Annotated in this window: 12 protein-coding genes; 2 read left to right on the top strand and 10 right to left on the bottom strand. The window is 70.3% G+C overall.

The genetic code is table 11. The features are described from left to right. The first annotated feature begins 246 nt into the window (after positions 1-246). Together WBG06_RS15340 and WBG06_RS15335 are read left to right on the top strand one after the other, a co-directional pair. Positions 247-1,446 carry a thiolase family protein gene (locus tag WBG06_RS15340; RefSeq protein ID WP_336737710.1) on the top strand — a complete coding sequence of 400 codons (1,200 nt, stop codon included), beginning with the start codon at positions 247-249 and terminating at the stop codon, positions 1,444-1,446. Continuing rightward, the gene (locus WBG06_RS15335) at positions 1,443-3,536 is read left to right on the top strand and encodes a 3-hydroxyacyl-CoA dehydrogenase NAD-binding domain-containing protein (RefSeq protein WP_336737709.1); all 2,094 of its coding nucleotides are present in this window, start codon (positions 1,443-1,445) and stop codon (positions 3,534-3,536) included. The genes WBG06_RS15340 and WBG06_RS15335 overlap by 4 nt, the downstream gene beginning before the upstream one ends. Positions 3,537-3,619: 83 nt before the next feature. Here the strand turns inward: WBG06_RS15335 and WBG06_RS15330 are convergent, their stop codons facing one another. From WBG06_RS15330 to WBG06_RS15285, 10 genes are all read right to left on the bottom strand, one after another. Then, positions 3,620-3,868: a hypothetical protein gene (locus WBG06_RS15330; RefSeq protein WP_336737708.1), complete on the bottom strand. Its 249-nt coding sequence runs from the start codon at positions 3,866-3,868 to the stop codon at positions 3,620-3,622. 167 nt (positions 3,869-4,035) lie between these two features. Next, positions 4,036-5,199 carry a glycerate kinase family protein gene (locus WBG06_RS15325; protein ID WP_336737707.1) on the bottom strand — a complete coding sequence of 388 codons (1,164 nt, stop codon included), beginning with the start codon at positions 5,197-5,199 and terminating at the stop codon, positions 4,036-4,038. Positions 5,200-5,202: 3 nt separating this feature from the next. Continuing rightward, a complete protein-coding gene (locus WBG06_RS15320; RefSeq protein ID WP_336737706.1) occupies positions 5,203-6,576 on the bottom strand; it encodes a GntP family permease in 1,374 nt (457 codons plus the stop codon). Between the two features lie 122 nt (positions 6,577-6,698). Then, entirely contained in the window at positions 6,699-7,787 is a 1,089-nt protein-coding gene (locus WBG06_RS15315; protein ID WP_336738070.1) for a sugar diacid recognition domain-containing protein, read from the bottom strand. Between the two features lie 35 nt (positions 7,788-7,822). Continuing rightward, complete coding sequence (gene dxs, locus WBG06_RS15310) at positions 7,823-9,748, bottom strand: 1-deoxy-D-xylulose-5-phosphate synthase (RefSeq protein ID WP_336737705.1); 1,926 nt, start codon at positions 9,746-9,748, stop codon at positions 7,823-7,825. An 11-nt stretch (positions 9,749-9,759) separates the two neighbouring features. Continuing rightward, complete coding sequence (locus tag WBG06_RS15305; RefSeq protein WP_336737704.1) at positions 9,760-10,212, bottom strand: NUDIX hydrolase; 453 nt, start codon at positions 10,210-10,212, stop codon at positions 9,760-9,762. An 11-nt stretch (positions 10,213-10,223) separates the two neighbouring features. Then, positions 10,224-11,240, bottom strand: a complete 1,017-nt coding sequence (locus WBG06_RS15300) for a zinc-binding dehydrogenase (RefSeq protein ID WP_336737703.1) — start codon at positions 11,238-11,240, stop codon at positions 10,224-10,226. Next, a complete protein-coding gene (gene phnE, locus WBG06_RS15295) occupies positions 11,240-12,115 on the bottom strand; it encodes a phosphonate ABC transporter, permease protein PhnE (protein ID WP_336737702.1) in 876 nt (291 codons plus the stop codon). Before phnE ends, WBG06_RS15300 begins: the two co-directional genes overlap by 1 nt. After that, positions 12,112-12,942 carry a phosphonate ABC transporter ATP-binding protein gene (locus tag WBG06_RS15290; RefSeq protein WP_336737701.1) on the bottom strand — a complete coding sequence of 277 codons (831 nt, stop codon included), beginning with the start codon at positions 12,940-12,942 and terminating at the stop codon, positions 12,112-12,114. Before WBG06_RS15290 ends, phnE begins: the two co-directional genes overlap by 4 nt. Then, positions 12,939-13,880, bottom strand: a complete 942-nt coding sequence (locus WBG06_RS15285) for a phosphate/phosphite/phosphonate ABC transporter substrate-binding protein (RefSeq protein WP_336737700.1) — start codon at positions 13,878-13,880, stop codon at positions 12,939-12,941. The genes WBG06_RS15290 and WBG06_RS15285 overlap by 4 nt, the downstream gene beginning before the upstream one ends. Positions 13,881-13,890: the final 10 nt, after the last annotated feature.

Below are 13,890 nucleotides of genomic sequence, written 5' to 3'. Positions count from 1 at the left end.
TCAACCTTCTCGATACACGCTTCCACATGACGACAGGGGAGCATCCTGGACGCCCACGATATTCCCAAGCCGACGCGCGCAGGTCGCGAGACCTCCTCGCGATCTCCGGTGTGACCTCCCCCTCGATGCACGCGTTGTTACTTGCGGGTAATGTAGGCGCCGGGCACCACCTCGTGCCCGCATCAACAGCGCCGTTCAGCGGCAACCGACCGGGCAACCACCCGGCAACCCACATGGAGTGACACGGTGACCCGACAGCTGCGAGAAGTCGTCTTCGTCGACGGCGTACGCACACCTTTCGGCAAGGCCAAGGGCCAGTACGCCGAGACCCGCGCGGACGACCTGGTCGTCAAGCTCATCCGTGAGCTCACGCGCCGCAACCCCGACCTTCCCCCGGAGCGGATCGACGAGGTCGCCATCGCCGCGACCACGCAGATCGGTGACCAGGGTCTCACCATCGGCCGCACCGCGGGCCTGCTCGCCGGGCTCCCGCAGTCCGTGCCGGGCTACGCCATCGACCGGATGTGTGCCGGCGCGATGACCGCGGTCACCACGACCGCCGGCGGCATCGCCTTCGGCGCCTACGACGTCGCCATCGCCGGTGGCGTCGAGCACATGGGCCGCCACCCGATGGGCGAGGGCGTCGACCCGAACCCGCGGATCATCTCCGAGAAGCTGGTCGACCCGAGCGCGCTCGTCATGGGCAACACCGCCGAGAACGTGCACGACCGCTACCCGGCGATCACCAAGGAGCGCACCGACGCGTTCGCGGTCCGCTCCCAGGAGCTGGCGGCCAAGGCGTACGCCGACGGCAAGATCCAGCCCGACCTGGTCCCCGTCGCCACGCGGAGCGCGGAGAACGGCTGGGGCCTGGCCACCACCGATGAGCCGATGCGTCCCGGCACCACCACCGAGGACCTGGCCAAGCTGAAGACCCCGTTCCGCCCCCACGGTCGGGTGACCGCGGGCAACGCGGCGGGCATCAACGACGGTGCGACCGCCTCGCTGCTGGCCTCCGAGGAGGTCGCCAAGGAGCTCGGCCTGCCGATCAAGATGCGGCTGGTGTCGTACGCCTTCGCCGGCGTCGCCCCCGAGGTCATGGCCGTCGGCCCGATCCCGTCGACCGAGAAGGCGCTGGCCAAGGCCGGGCTCACGATCGACGACATCGAAGCCTTCGAGATCAACGAGGCCTTCGCGATCCAGGTGCTCGCGTTCCTGGACCACTTCGGCATCGACCAGAACGACGACCGCGTGAACCCCTACGGTGGCGCGATCGCGTTCGGTCACCCGCTGGCCTCCTCCGGCGTGCGGCTGATGATCCAGCTGGCCCGTCAGTTCGAGGAGCGCCCCGAGGTCCGTTACGGCCTCACCACCATGTGCATCGGCCTGGGTATGGGCGGCACGGTCATCTGGGAGAACCCGAACTGGACTGGAGAGTCGAAGTGACCGACATCAACACTCTTCTCGCGGACGTCGAGAAGCTCTTCTCCGACGACGAGGTCGTCACCAAGGCGCTGCTGCAGAAGGTCACCCTGCCTTCCGGCAAGGTCCTCGGCCTGGTCACCCTCGACAACGGCCACGACCACACCCGCCCGAACACGTTCGGGCCGAAGTCGCTGGTCGAGCTCAACACCGCCTACGACGCAGCCCTGGCCGACGCGGAGATCGACGCCGTCGCGGTGACCGGCAAGCCGTTCATCCTGGCGGCCGGTGCCGACCTGACCTCGCTGCAGGCCGGGGGCGCCGACGGGATCCGTACGATCGCCGAGCTCGGTCACGCGGTCTTCCGCAAGCTGGGCGACGGTCACGACGGCACCAAGAAGCCGTCGTTCGGTTTCATCAACGGGCTCGCCCTCGGCGGCGGCCTCGAGGTGGCTCTGCACGCCGACTACCGCACCATCCAGGACTCGGTGCCGGCCGTCGGCCTGCCCGAGGTCATGCTCGGCCTGATCCCGGGCTGGGGCGGCGGCTACCTGCTGCCGAACCTGATCGGTCCGGCCAAGGCCGCGAAGGTCTTCATCGAGAACCCGCTCAACAACGGCAAGGTGCTCAAGGGCACCGAGGCCTTCGACCTCGGCATCGCGGACGCGATGTTCGGCGGCGCCGACTACCTCGAGCAGTCGCTGCTGTGGGCCGACAAGGTCCTCGCCGGCGACCTCGAGGTGACGCGTGCGGAGGTCGACCGGGGCGAGGCGTGGGACGAGGCCGTCAAGAACGCCGGCTTCTTCGCCTGGGCCAAGACCGGCGACGCCTCCCCGGCCGCCAAGAAGGCCGTCGAGCTGCTCACGCTGGCCAAGACCGCAACCCGCGACGAGGGCTTCGCGGCCGAGGACGACGCCCTCGTGGCGATGTCCGAGACACCGCAGCTGCTCGCCTCGCTCTACTCCTTCGACCTGGTGCAGAAGCGCGCCAAGCGTCCCGCCGGGGCGCCCGACAAGGCGCTCGCACAGAAGGTCACCAAGGTCGGCATCATCGGCGCCGGGCTCATGGCCAGCCAGTTCGCGCTGCTCTTCGTCCAGCGCCTCAAGGTGCCGGTCGTCATGGTCGACCTCGACCAGGAGCGCGCCGACAAGGGTGTGGCGTACGTCCACGCCGAGCTCGACAAGCGCCTGGCCAAGGGCAAGGCCAGCCAGGACGCGACCAACCGCCTCAAGGCGCTGGTCACCTCCTCGGTCGACTACACGGAGGCCTTCTCCGACGCCGACTTCATCATCGAGGCCGTCTTCGAGGAGATGGGCGTCAAGAAGACCGTCTTCGCCAACGCCGAGGCGGTCGCGCCGGAGACCGCGGTCTTCGCCACGAACACGTCCTCGCTCTCCATCACGGAGATGGCGGCCGACCTGAAGAACCCCGAGCGGGTCGTGGGCTTCCACTTCTTCAACCCGGTCGCGGTCATGCCGCTCCTCGAGATCATCAAGGGCGAGAAGACCTCCGACGAGGCGCTGGCCACCGCCTTCGCGACCTCCAAGGCACTCAAGAAGACCTCGATCCTGGTCAAGGACAGCCCGTCCTTCATCGTGAACCGGCTCCTGGGCCGCTTCATGGGCGAGATCGCGAAGATCGCCGACGAGGGCACCCCCATCGACGTCGTCGAGTCCGCCTTCGCGGGCGTCACGCCGATGTCGCCCTACCAGCTCATCGGGCTGGTCGGTCCGGCGATCGCCTATCACAACAACGAGACCCTGGCGAAGGCCTTCCCGGAGCGGTTCTACCTCTCCGAGAACCTCCACAAGGTGGTCGAGGCCAAGAAGGCATCGTTCTTCGGCCCCGACGGCCGTACGCTGGACCCGGAGATCGAGGCGCTCCTCACCGTCGGTGACGTCGTCAAGACCGCCGAGCAGGTGCGCCAGCAGACCCTCGAGGCGATCGCCGACGAGATCCGCCGGATGCTCGACGAGGGTGTCGCCCAGGCCGCCGAGGACATCGACCTCGGGATGATCACCGGTGCCGGCTTCCAGTTCTGGAACGGCGGCATCACCCAGCTCCTCGACCGCGAGGGCATCTCACAGACGGTCACCGGCAAGAAGTTCCACTGACCGTCGACCAACGCCCCCGACCACGACAGTGGTCGGGGGCGTTCGTCCATCCCGCCGAGACGTCGAAGATCGACGGCGAGTAGTCAGTTCTTGACGGGCACGTCCGCGGACGCGCCGGGACTGGTCCGTGGCGACCGCGTTGGGGCGACCGTTTCAGCGGCGCCGGCGGTCTGCCGTGCTCGGGATGCCTGCTGACGACCGGAGGCCTGCGGCGATCCTCGCCGGGCTTCGATCCTCTTGCGGATCATCTCATCCGCCGCCCTGAGGTCGAACGGCGCGGACATCTGCTCAGGTGACCAGCGGAACTCGGCCACGATTTCGTCATAGAGCATTGAACCCCCGAGTGCTGTGTGGGTGACGATGCCGAGGGCCCTCGTCGCCCCCGACCGACCCCACTCTAAGCCCAGACCAGCCGGACTTGGCCAGGGGCTCGACCAGAGAGATCGACCTCTCGGCGTCGAATTCCGACTCCTCGACGCCAGATTTCGACCTCTCGGCGTCAGGAACTGACGTCTCGGGGGGTCGGGGTTGCTGCACTCCAGAGGCGCGCGATCGACTCCGCTGTGCGCGCGAGATCCTCCTCCACGCGGCCCAGGGCCTCCTGCAGCGAGCCGGGGCCGGGGGCGGTCGAGAAGACCGCCGTCATCCCGGCCGCGATCGCGTCGTCCGCGCCCTGCGACACGTCACCGGCGATCACGACGACCGGGACGTTCTGTGCCCGGGCCAGCCTCATCACACCGACCGGCGTCTTGCCGCCGAGGGACTGGGTGTCGAGCCTGCCCTCGCCGGTGATGACGAGGTCGGCGCCGGCGATCGCCGAGGCGAGACCGACCGCGTCCGCGACGAGGTCGAAGCCGGAGCGCAGGTCAGCACCCAGGAACGCGAGCGCCGCGTACCCGAGTCCGCCCGCCGCACCGGCCCCGGGGGTCGCCGGGTCCGCGAGCGAGCCGCAGGCCTCGGCGAGCCGGCGCAGACCGTCGTCGAGCGTCCGGACGGTCGCCTCGTCGGCTCCCTTCTGCGGCCCGAAGACGTGTGCGGCACCTCGCGGCCCGTGCAGCGGGTTGTCGACGTCGCAGGCGGCGATCACCTCACAGCGCGCCAGACCGGGGTGCGCCGCGCTGAGATCGACCGCCGCGACGTCGTGCAGACCTGCCCCGCCAGGCGCGATCAGCGCGCCCGAGGAGGAGCTGAAGCGTACGCCCAGCGCCTGGGCCATCCCGACGCCGCCGTCGGTGGTCGCGCTGCCGCCCAGGGTCAGCAGGATCCGCTCGGCCCCGGCGTCCAGTGCTGCCCTGATGAGCTCACCGGTGCCGTAGGAGGTGGCGGCCGCGGCGCTCGCGGGCGTGGGGTCGACCAGGTGCAGCCCCGAGGCAGAGGCCATCTCGACCACGCCGGTCACCCGGCCACCCGGTTCCACGGCGGGGATCAGTCCGAGCTCGGCGCCGACCGGCTGCCCGAGCGGGCCGGTGACGGTGTGGCGTACGATCCGGCCGCCGAGGGCGCCGACCAGTGCGTGCAGCGTCCCTTCTCCCCCGTCGGCGACGGGCAGGCAGACGGTCTCCCACCCGGGGGCGCCGCGCTGCCACCCGGCGGCGATGGCGGCCGCTGCCGCGGGGCTCTCGCAGCTGCCCTTGAACGAGTCCGGAGCGATGACGACGCGCACGGCTCAGGCGATCAGCAAGGAGAGCGGCAGGACCACGAGCATGCCCGCGATCCCCTGGACCAGGGTGGCCATCGTCTGGGCACGGTAGGCCTGCGACACGCTCATCCGGCTGAACTGGCTGACCACCCAGAAGTAGCTGTCGTTGGCGTGCGAGACCGTCATCGCACCCAGGCCGATCGCGAGCACGACCAGCGTACGTCCCATGTCGCTGCCGAGCCCCAGGTCGGCGACCAGGGGCGCGACCAGGGCGGACGTGGTCACCATGGACACCGTCGAGGAGCCCTGGGCGGTCTTCAGCGCGGCCGCGATCAGGAACGGCACCATGATCCCGATACCGAGCGCGGACAGCTCGGTGCCGAGGAAGGTGCCGATGTCGGTGGCCTGGATGACGGCACCGAACGCGCCGCCGGCCCCGGTGATCAGCAGGATCGGCGCAGAGTCGACGATGCCTTCGGCGATGCGGTCGGTCACGGTCTTCTCGTGGTTGGTCGGGCGGAGGCCGGCGACCGCGATGCCCAGACCGATCAGCAGTGCGATGACCGGCTGGCCGAGGAAGCGGAGCACGTCGGCGAACGTCGTCTCGGTGCCGGGCAGGAACGGGAGGGACATCGCCGAGCCGAGCATGATCAGCACGATCGGGACCACGATCGGGGCGAACGCCATGGCGGCGCCCGGGCGCTGGACGGTGTTGGCGAGCTTCTCGAACTCGGCGATGCGACGGTCGACCTCGGCGTCCGAGGCACCGTCGGGCTGTACGTCGCGGAAGCGGAGCGCCCACAGCGTCCCCGCACCGGCGGAGACGAGCCCGACCACGAGCCCCATGGCCATCACCAGACCGAGCTTGGCGTCGAGGCCGAGGTTGCCGGCCGCGGCGATCGGGCCGGGAGTCGGCGGGACGAGGGTGTGAGTGGCGTAGAGACCGGTGGCCAGGGCGACGGACATCGCGACCGGGCTCGTCCGCGTCCGGGCGGCCATCGACTCCTTGAGCGAGTTGAGGATGACGTAGCCCGAGTCGCAGAAGACCGGGATCGACACGACGTACCCGATGATGCTCATGGTGAGCGTCGGGAACCGGCGACCGAGCACCTTCACGATCGCGTCGGCCATGGTGATCGCGGCGCCGGAGCGGTCGAGGAAGACCCCGATGATGGTGCCGAGGATGATGACGATCCCGATGCCGCCGAGCGTGCTGCCGAATCCTCCGGTCGCGATGGCGACGACGCCCGGGGTGTCCCCGTCGGTCAGGGGCGGCAGTCCGAAGGCCAGGCCACCCACCAGCGCGGTCAGCAGGAGTGCCAGGAACGGGTGCATCCGTGCCCACGCGGTGAGCAGGATCAGCCCGACCACCAGTGCCAGCAGAATCAACAGGTCGGTCATCGAAGTCCTTAGTCGTCAAAGAAGTACGGAGCACAGCATCCGTGGCGGCATGTGACGACGTCCACAGGCAGGTGGCCAAGACCGCCGAGCCAGATCTTGTGCATCTGCACAAGATCGGTGAGCTAGTGGTCGGAGCCGAGCACCGGGCCGAGGTAGAGCATCAGCACGTCCGGCAGGTGGTCCATCCGCAGTCCGGTGATCTCGCCGATCCGAGCGAGGCGGTAGCGGATGGTGTTGCGGTGGACGTGCAGCGCGCCGGCCGCTGCGGTCGCGCTGGCATGGTGCTGGATGTAGGCGCCGAAGGTGGCCACCAGCTCGCCGGACCGGTCTGCCGCGACCAGCCGCCGCCACGGCTCCGCGAGCAGGTCACCTCGCCATCCCTCGCCCATGCCCCTGGCCAGGGCGAGCAGGGGCACGTCGTCGAAGTCGTACGCGCCACCGTCGGCGCCGACGAGGCCTGAGACCGCCAGGGTGTCGCGAGCCGTCAGGTACGCATGCTCGAAGGCCGTGCGGCCGGAGAACGCCCGACCGGTGGCATGGCGGAGCCGGCCTTCGGCGCCGCGCAGCAGCGCGGTCAGATCCTCGTGGGCTCCACGAGAGCGTCCCGTGGGGGTGAAGACGACGAGCTCCTGCGGCTCCACCCGCCCGACCAGCACGCCGCGCACCTGCACCAGATCCCGCTGCAGCGCCCGGAGAGCCTCGGCATGCTCCGAGGTGCGGGCCGCCGGTGCGACCACGGTCGCCCGGCGAGGAACCTCGAGGTCGATGCCCAGGCCGGCCGCCCACTCGGTGAGCTCGCGCGGGGCGAGCCGGCCGGCGGCGGCATGGCCGACGAACTCCTCACGCTCCCGGTATCGCCACTGGCGGGACTCCGCCGCCTGGGCCTGGTCCACCATCAGCTCGGCCGTCACCCGGATCAGGTCTCCGAGCACTCGCACCTGCACCGGGTCGCCGGTGATGCCGACGACCCCGACCAGCTGACCGTGGCAGCGCAGCGGCAGGTTGATCCCGGGCTGGACGCCGCGCAGCGCCAGCGCGTCGGAGTGCGCGATCTCCACCACGCGGTCCTGCTGGGCAGCCAGGAGAGCACCTTCGTGCACGGTGCCGATCCGGTCGTCCTGGCCCGAGGCCAGGATGACGCCGTCCGGGCCCATCACGTTGACGTTGTGCCCGATCACGCTCATGGTCCGCTCGACGACCTGTCGCGCCAGCTCCGGGGTCAGATGTGCGGCACCCGCCGCAGCGGTCAGAACTGCTCCTGGTGCGAGAGGTGCTCGTCGTCGACAGACAGGGTGTTGTCGCTGCGCAGGGATCCCTCGAGCGCCGAGATGGTGTCCAAGGCGATCGCCTGCGGGGTCAGGCCGATCGTCTCCAGGATCTTGGGGCGCTTGGCGTGGTCGAGGAACTCCTGCGGGATGCCGTGGATCTTCACCGGGGTGCGTACGTCCGCGGCGGTCAGCGCCTGCAGGAAGGTGGCCCCGACGCCACCTGCGACGCCGTTGTCCTCGATGGTGACGACGAGCCGGTGCTCAGCGGCCGCCTCGATGAGAGCCGGATCGATCGGCTTGACCCAGCGCGGGTCGACGACGGTGACACCGATCCCCTGGGCGGTGAGCCGCTCCGCGACCCCGACGGCGACCTCGGCCATCGAGCCGACGCCGAGGACCAGGACGTCCTTGGTGCCGTTACGGACGAGGACGTCGGCATCGCCGAGCTTGGCGACGGTGGGGATGTCCTCGGGCGGCGGGCCCTTCGGGAAACGTACGACGGTGGGGGCGTCGTCGACCTCGACGGCCTCGTCGAGCAGCTCGTTGAGCCGGGTGATGTCGCGCGGTGCGGCCAGGCGCAGGCCGGGGACGACCTGGAGCAGAGACATGTCCCACATGCCGTTGTGGGAGGCGCCGTCGTCACCGGTCACGCCGGAGCGGTCGAGCACGAACGTCACGCCGGCGCGGTGGAGCGCACAGTCCATCAGCACCTGGTCGAAGGCGCGGTTGAGGAAGGTCGCGTAGACCGCGAACACCGGGTGCAGACCACCCAGCGCCAACCCTGCTGCCGAGGTGGCGGCGTGCTGCTCGGCGATGCCGACGTCGAAGGTGCGCTCGGGGAACCGGGCCTGGAACGCATCGAGCCCGACCGGGTGCATCATCGCCGCGGTGATCGCGACGATGTCCTGGCGGCTCTCCCCCAGCCGCACCATCGCGTCGGAGAAGTGGTCGGTCCAGATCCGGCCCTTGGGCTTCTCGGCCCCCGTCTGCACGTCGAACGGACCGGGCGAGTGGAACTGGTCGGCCTCGTGGCGCTCGGCCGGGTCGTAGCCGTAGCCCTTGCGGGTGATCGCGTGCACGATCACCGGGCCCCCGAACTTCTTGGCGCTGGTCAGCGCCTGCTCGACCGCGTGCCGGTCGTGGCCGTCGACGGGTCCGACGTACTTCAGCCCGAGGTCCTCGAAGAGACCCTGCGGGGCGACCGCGTCCTTGAGCCCCTTCTTCACCGCGTGCAGCGCGTCATAGGCCACCGCGCCGATCCCCGGCACCGCGTTGAGCCGGCGCTTGACCATGTCGAGGAGCAGCTCGTAGCGAGGGTTCGTGCGCAGCGAGGTCAGCGCCGTGGCCAGGCCGCCGATCGTCGGGGTGTAGGAGCGGCCGTTGTCGTTGACCACGATGACCAGCTTCGAGTCGTGCTGGATCGCGATGTTGTTGAGGGCCTCCCAGGCCATCCCGCCGGTCAGCGCGCCGTCGCCGATCACAGCGACCACGTGGCGGTCCTCGCCTCGGATCGTGTAGGCCTTGGCCAGCCCGTCGGCGTAGGAGAGCGCGGTGGAGGCGTGGGAGTTCTCGACCACGTCGTGGTCGGACTCGGCCTGGCTCGGGTAGCCGCTCATCCCCCCCTCGCGGCGCAGCGTGCCGAAATCGCCGGCCCTGCCGGTGACGAGCTTGTGGACGTAGGACTGGTGGCCGGTGTCGAAGACGATCTTGTCGCGCGGGCTGTCGAAGACCCGGTGCATGGCCAGGGTCAGCTCGACCACGCCGAGGTTGGGACCGAGGTGGCCGGTGTTGGTGGCCACGGTCCGGATCATCAGGTCCCGGATCTCGCTCGCGAGGAGCTCCAGTTGGTCGTCGGAGAGATCACGAAGATCCTGCGGCGCGGCGATGCGTTCGAGGAGACCCATGGGAGAGGATTCTACGGCGCTGCCCTGAGGGCCGCCGACTCGGATAGGGCCGCATGCTGGCGGGATCCGAGGAACGGCCCCAGCCCGATTCGCGCCGAGTCACTGAGGTCCAGGTCAGCCGTCCTCGCCGGGTCGACGAAGACGATCTGGCGACCCTCGTGGCACACGATGTCGTCGTCGGTGAGATCCACGCCGGCGGCGTAGAGGTGGATCTTGTCGTCGGTGCCGGTCTCGGGGTGGTGGACGTCGAAGGCACCGACCAGGTGGAGGGCGTCGGGAGCGAGGCTTACCTCGGTCTCCTCCTCGAGCTCGCGCACCGCACCGGTGAGCGGTGACTCCCCCGGCTCCAGGTGGCCGCCGCAGAAGGACCACTTCTCGGGCGCGATCCGCGGGTGCTCGTCTCGTTCCTGGAGCAGCACCCAGCCACGACGGTCGACAAGGATCACTGCGGCGAACTCGGTCATGAAGAGCGAGCCTAGTTGGCGGTCGGGCACACCGAGGCGCGCGGCCTCGCCAGCGCGCTCGTCAGTACGCTGCTCAGCCGGTTCAGCCCGACGGGCTCCGCGACCAGCTCGCCCCACGGGCGGTCGGAGGCGGCCAGGAAGTCGACCGCCTGCTGGAGGTGGCGCGGCTCGTAGTTGTGTACGCCGCTGACCGAGCGCCATCCCCGGACGACCGCCTCCGGGTCGACCCGGATCGCCGGGCCCGGCGAGACCGAACCCACCAGGACGAGCGACCCGCCGACGTCGAGGGCACCGAGAGCGGCCTCGACCGCGGGCGCGGCGCCGGAGAAGTCCATCGCGACGTCGACCGTCGGAAACGCCTCGCCCGCCAGGACCGTCGTGGTGGCCCCGAAGGCGGCGGCGAGCTCCAGACGGGCGGGGTCGACGTCGCACACGACCACCTCGGCCGCACCGGCGTCGGCCGCAGCGGCGATCGCGGTGAGCCCGAGCATCCCGGCGCCGACCACCAGCATCCGGCGGTCGCGCAGCGTGCCGGCGCGCTCCAGCGCAGCCATCACCGTGGCGGTCGCACACCCGGCCGGCGCGGCGACCTCGTCGGCCAGCGCGTCCGGGACGGGCACGACCGCGGTGCCGGCGGGGAGGAGCACGTGGGTGGCGTAGGTGCCCGACAGCGGCCACGCCGGCTCGTACGTCTCGTGCCCGAGCTTGCGCACCGACCGACACTTCGCGGAGAGACCGCGGTCGCAGCGGTCGCAGGTCCCGCAGGAGACGGTGACGCCCCACACCACGCGCTCGCCCGTGCCTACGACCCGGCCGACGCCCTCGTGGCCGAGCACGCTCGGGCAGGCGCCGGGACGTCGGCCGGAGACGGTGTGATGGTCGGAGCCGCACACCGTGGCGAGGTCGATCTCGACCAGCCGCTCCCCCGGGCCGGGGTCCGGGAGGGCGACGGTCTCCAGGGTCACCTCGCCGCCCCCGCGCCACACCGCGACCTGCGCCGTCGAGGTCGCCGTCGCCGTCGCCGTCATCAGACCGTCCCGACCTTCCGTCGCAGCCAGGCGCTGAACAGGTCGATGACGATGATCAGGACGACCACCATGCAGACGTAGGTCATCATCGTGTCGAAGTGGAAGCTGTCCACCTCGGTCTTGATGAAGAACCCGATGCCGCCGGCGCCGACGGTGCCGAGGATCACCGAGCTGCGTACGTTGGTGTCGAACCGGTAGAGCAGCAGACCGAGCAGCGACGGCATCACCGCGGGCAGCACGGCGTGCACCGCCGACTGCGTGGGCGAGGCTCCGGCCACGCGCAGCGCCTCGACAGGCCCCTGGTCCACCTCGTCCATCGACTCGGACCAGAGCTTGCCCATGACCGCCACGTTGTGGATCGCCAGGGCGATCACGCCCGGGAAGGCACCGAATCCGACCGCGGCGATGAACATCAGGGCGTACACGGTCTCGGGGACGGCGCGCAGCACCGACATCACTCCCCGGCCCACCAGCCACAGCGGCACGAACCGGTTGGTCGTGCGTGAGGAGATGACCGCGAAGAACAGCGCCACCGGGATCGAGAGAGTCGTGCCGAGCAGACCGATCCAGATCGTCAGCAGGCAGTACTCCAGCCCGGGCCGGATCGTCTCCGCCCAGCGCAGGTCGAGCGGGAAGGCACCGTCCTGGTGGACCGTCTTGCCGTTCGGGTAGGTGCGGTCGACGCCGAACAGGAAGTTCCACAGACCGCGCCAGCCCTCGAGAAGATCCTGGGGCGAGGTGTTGGTCTGCACCGCGGCATACCAGTGCAGAAGCACCAGGACTATCGTGATGGCGATCCCGGCGGCGACACCCGCGGGCCGGAAGCGAGGCGGGATGGTCAGGGCGGGGCCTGCCATCTTGGTCAGGCTGGTCATACGAGCTCCCTCATCTCAGCGGCCGGCCTGCGCTCCGCCGCCTCCAGCGCCTCGACGGCCGGCCGATAGAGATTCGCCACGGTCTCGTCCGTCACCTCGCTGGCGCTGCTGTCGAAGGCGAGGCGTCCACCGGCCAGCCCCAGGATCCGGTCGGAGTAGCGGCGCGCCAGGTCGGGCTGGTGGAGCACCGCAGCTACGGCCAGTCCGTCGTCGTCGGCCAGCGAACGGAGCAGGTTCATCACCTGCTCGGAGGCTGCCGGGTCGAGCGCGGAGACCGGCTCGTCGGCGAGCAGCACCCTGGCACGCTGGCACAGGGCACGGGCCACCGCGACCCGCTGCTGCTGGCCGCCGGAGAGCCGCCCCGCCCTCTCCCGGGCCCGGTCGGCGAGACCGACCCGGTCCAGACAGGCCATCGCCTCCGCCTGCACCTCCCGCGGGAAGGCCAGCACCGACCACGACCTGCTCAGGCTCAGCCGCCCGAGTGCCCCCGCACAGACGTTGTCGAGGACGCTGCGGCGGGGCACCAGGTGGATCTTCTGGAAGACCATCGCGACCGTCGGCATCGGCTCCGCCCTTCGGGCGGTTACTCCGTCGACGGTGATCGTGCCGCCGTCCGGCCGCTCCAGCCCGACGACGCATCGCAGCGCGGTGGACTTGCCGGACCCGTTGGCCCCCAGGAGGCTCACCACCTCCCCGGAGGAGACCTCGAGAGAGAGGCCGGCCAGGACCGTCTTCTGCCCGAAGGCCTTCCGGAGGCCTTCGATACGCAGCAGCGCCGTCCCAGAACGCTGCTCGGCACTCATCACGCCGATGGCTCGCTCGCTCACAGGTCGTCCGTGGTCAGGTCGAGGGCCTCGGCCAGGTCCGTGACGGGCTGGTAGTCCTCGTCGGTCACCGCGACCAGCGCCGGCTTGCCGGCGGGCGGGGTGAAGTCGAGGTACTCGCCGATCTCCGCGACGGACTCCGCCGGGAGGTTCAGCAGCGCGTCCTGGACGGCCTGGGACACCTCGGGGGTCATGTTCGGACCCGCGGCGATCGGGTCGTTGAGGATCGGCTCGGACTCCCAGACCTGCCGGAAGGCCGACTCGTCGAACTGGCCCTCGGCCGTCGCCGAGGCCAGGGTCTGGCTGTTGATCTCGGCGGCATCGACCTTCCCGTTGACCAGGGCGAGCAGCGCCTCGGTGTGGCCACCGGCGTACTCCGTCTTGACGTCCTTCTCGATCCCGGCGTCGATGAGCGCCTTGCGCGGCACGGCGTCGCCGGAGGTGGAGCCGGACTCGGACAGCGCCAGGGTGGTGCCCTTCAGGTCCTCGACGGTCTTGATGGGCGAGTCCTCGGGGACCCAGATGCCACCGGTGTAGGAGGAGACCTTGCCGTCCTCGCCGGCGAACGACGCCAGCGGCGTGGCGCCGGCCTGCTTCTGGGCGAAGACGTAGCCCAGCGGTCCGAACTGGCCGATGTCGAGCTTGCCGTTCTGCATGGCGAGGATCTCGGCGACGTACGTGTCGGAGATCTGCACGTCGACCTCGCAGCCGAGCTCTTCCCCGAGCGCCTTGCCCAGGGTCTCGTAGACGGGGATCAGGTTCTTGGGGTCCTCGAAGGGCTCGACGCCCATCGTCAGCGTGCCGTCGGGGCAGATCTGGTCGGGGCCGACCTCGCCGCCCGCGGCGGCCTTCTCGGGCGTGGCCCCGCCGCCGCAGGCGGCCAGGGCGAAGGTCAGGGTCGCAGCACCCGCGAGCGCGGTGAGGGAGCGCAGCTTGGACATGTCGGTTTCT

It is taken from the genome of Nocardioides sp. CCNWLW239 (assembly GCF_037137035.1).
GTDB lineage: Bacteria > Actinomycetota > Actinomycetes > Propionibacteriales > Nocardioidaceae > Nocardioides.
This window is presented reverse-complemented; position numbering and strand designations above follow the sequence as displayed.

Bases quoted from the DNA above. Each gene is read 5' to 3' on its own strand.
- WBG06_RS15330 (WP_336737708.1), bottom strand. From the start codon at position 3,868: ATGCTCTATGACGAAATCGTGGCCGAGTTCCGCTGGTCACCTGAGCAG.
- WBG06_RS15320 (WP_336737706.1), bottom strand. From the start codon at position 6,576: ATGACCGACCTGTTGATTCTGCTGGCACTGGTGGTCGGGCTGATCCTG.
- dxs (WP_336737705.1), bottom strand. From the start codon at position 9,748: ATGGGTCTCCTCGAACGCATCGCCGCGCCGCAGGATCTTCGTGATCTC.
- WBG06_RS15305 (WP_336737704.1), bottom strand. From the start codon at position 10,212: ATGACCGAGTTCGCCGCAGTGATCCTTGTCGACCGTCGTGGCTGGGTG.
- WBG06_RS15300 (WP_336737703.1), bottom strand. From the start codon at position 11,240: ATGACGGCGACGGCGACGGCGACCTCGACGGCGCAGGTCGCGGTGTGG.
- phnE (WP_336737702.1), bottom strand. From the start codon at position 12,115: ATGACCAGCCTGACCAAGATGGCAGGCCCCGCCCTGACCATCCCGCCT.
- WBG06_RS15285 (WP_336737700.1), bottom strand. From the start codon at position 13,880: ATGTCCAAGCTGCGCTCCCTCACCGCGCTCGCGGGTGCTGCGACCCTG.